We start from the raw sequence: 2,808 nt of genomic DNA on the forward strand, positions 1-2,808 counted from the left end.
AAAAAAAAAGAAGGTGAGATTTTGAGCATAGACCACAACGACGATCCTTTTTGGAAAGCATATACCCCGCTGAATGACAAGCTGACCAAAGAGGGGAAGAAAGCCACCAAACTTGCTTACACCAAACCGGAAAATCAATGGCCCTACGAAAACTGTGATACCTACAAAGGCGTTTCCGCAATTCTGGCCCCGGATGCTGTGTTGCTGGACGCTGACGATCAGGACAACAGCGAATTGCTGTTGAAAGTGATCCAGGGTGAGGGGTTGAAGTGCCGGGTGACTGACCGGGACGGCGGCAGAGGTATCCACGCCAATTTCCTTGACCGGCAAGCGAGGATCAAGAAGGGCGCTACTGAAGTCATGCTGGCCTGTGGAATTGTGGTGGATATAAAGTTGGGCCGGAAGAATGGCTTAGAGTGTATCCGCTGGCAGGGGGTAGACCGCCGCACCGTTTATGATGAAGGCCCCTATCAGGATATTCCATGTTGGTTCTGGCCGGTGGATACCATGATCGACTTCCAGAGCATGGGGGACGGGGACGGGCGCAACGATACCCTATTTGCCTACATTCTCTCCCTTCAGCGTAACGGGCTGACCGTTGAGGAAATCCGGCAGACAATCACGATCACAAACAAGTACGTTTTGCGGGAGCCGGTAAGCGACAGGGAACTTGATACCATTTTGCGGGACGATGCTTTTACAAAGAAGTGTTTCTTCAAGGGTAACAAGTTCCTGCATGACCAATTTGCCGAATACATCATGCGGAACCACAATGTTTGCCTGATCCAAGACCAACTGTGCATTTACCAAGATGGCGTATACAATGCCACCGAGGACGCATTAGAACGGGCCATAATCAAAGAATTGCCGGTGCTGAAGGATTCGCAGATCAAAGAGGTTACAAAGCGCCTACGGCGTATCTCTCCTAAAAAAGAGCAGTCCCGGCCTACCCTGATAGCCTTTTCTAATGGTCTGTATGACCTGGAAACAGACGAGTTTAAGGAGTTCAACCCAAACGAGGTTATCTTGAACCGTATCCCCTGGCCCTACAATCCCGCCGCCTATTCGGAATTGTTGAATCACACCTTGAACAAGATCACTTGCAACGATCCCGGTATCCGGGCGCTGTTGGAAGAAGTTGCCGGTTACTGTCTGTACCGCCGCAACAGCTTAGAAAAGGCGCTGATCCTGATTGGTGAGAAGGGCAACGGCAAATCAACGTTTCTTTACATCATACACCATATGTTGGGAGATCAGAACATTGCTTCCCTTGATCTGAAAGAACTTGGGGACAGGTTCAAAACCGCTGAACTGTTCGGCAAGCTGGCAAATATCGGTGATGATATTGGTGATGAATTTATTGCCAATGCGTCCACCTTCCGCAAGCTGGTAACAGGGGATCGGGTGAACGCTGAACGCAAGGGACAAGACCCCTTCGAGTTTAATAACTACTCCACGTTCCTTTTCAGCGCAAATGAGATTCCCCGGATCAAGGATAAAACCGGAGCCGTACAACGGCGGCTTGCAATCGTCCCCTTCGATGCAAAATTCACCCCGGACGATCCCGATTATGACCCGCAATTAAAATACAAGCTGGCCCATCAGGAACACTTGGAATATATGATCGTGCTGTCCCTGGCTGGCCTGAAACGGGCGCTTGCACAAAAGCATTTCACAGAGCCGCAGAAAGTCAAGGCCGCAAACAGGGAGTATGAGGAACGCAATAACCCCTTAATCGGCTTCATTGATGAAATCGGCCTGGATGATATTTTGAATGAACCAACCAGGAGCGTTTACCAGCAGTATAACGCCTACTGCAACTTGAACAAGTTTACCGCACTTTCAAGCATTGAGTTTTCCCGGCAAATCTGCAAGCGGCTGAACCTGAAAACGAAAGACCAGCGGATTAAAGGGAAAAGTTGTAAAATCTTTGTGGCTGTCGCTGATGTCGCTGATTGTCGCTGATTGATTTAGTACATCAGCGACACCGGAAGCCCTTGCGCCGCAACAGTTTAAGCGTTGTTGTCGCAGATGTCGCAGATACTTTGAACTTCTTAATGTAAAATTTTGAATTGGATCGGAATGTACTAATTTATATAAGAGATTTTATTATATGTGCGACATCCCCGAAAAATCAGCGCAAAGCCTTGTGGCGCAACGGTTTTCAGTCCGAAAAATGTAAATTACATCTGCGACAGTATCAGCGACACCCCGCAAATATAGAAAGGTCGTGAAAAAGTTGAGAAAATGTTTTGTTTTCTACGAAAACGGCGAAATGATTTCCACGTTTCTTTCTGGATTTGAAAATATGGAAGAATCGGAGATCATTAACGCCGCCAAAAACTACGCAATAGGCGAACCCACCAACAAAGAGAATCGCCGCAACCTGAAGAACGTCAAGCGCCAGAAGTGCAAGCTGATAGCCGTGGTTGAAGTGCTTGGGTTCCTTGGCTCGCCGCTTCTCAATATGATCTATCCCGGTGAGGTTAGCCGGGATGTGGAAATCTGCCTGGATATTCTGGTAGATAAGTATTTGCCGATGTTCCAGGATAAGCAGAAAGGAGAGTAACCGCCATGACGCAAGAACAGCGGATCAACAGGGCGATTAAAGCGGCTTCCAAGCGGATTGATGCCGCCTACGCTGACGATCCCAGGGGCCGGATTGATGCGTATTTGCGTATTGCCTGGATCGTGGCCCACTGTCCCAGCGATTCCCTTGTGGAGTTGCTTCTATCCTGCTTCCCGTACATCAATGTGTAAGAAAGCCCCCATGTGTCACGCCTTCCACAACCTGACACATAGGAGCCG

The 2,808-nt window shown here is 48.8% G+C and carries 3 protein-coding genes; all 3 read left to right on the forward strand.

Translation table 11 applies throughout. The features are described from left to right. Positions 1 to 1,965: phage/plasmid primase, P4 family (locus D1841_RS16920; RefSeq protein WP_207709234.1), on the forward strand; the 1,965-nt coding region annotated here is incomplete at its 5' end. 265 nt (positions 1,966 to 2,230) lie between these two features. Then, a complete protein-coding gene (locus D1841_RS16925) occupies positions 2,231 to 2,569 on the forward strand; it encodes a hypothetical protein (RefSeq protein ID WP_160644820.1) in 339 nt (112 codons plus the stop codon). 5 nt (positions 2,570 to 2,574) lie between these two features. Beyond that, on the forward strand, positions 2,575 to 2,760 hold the full coding sequence (locus tag D1841_RS16930) for a hypothetical protein (RefSeq protein WP_160644821.1): 186 nt from the start codon (positions 2,575 to 2,577) through the stop codon (positions 2,758 to 2,760). Positions 2,761 to 2,808: the final 48 nt, after the last annotated feature.

The organism is Neglectibacter sp. X4, from assembly GCF_009917365.1.
In the GTDB taxonomy this organism is placed as follows: Bacteria; Bacillota; Clostridia; order Oscillospirales; family Acutalibacteraceae; genus Acutalibacter.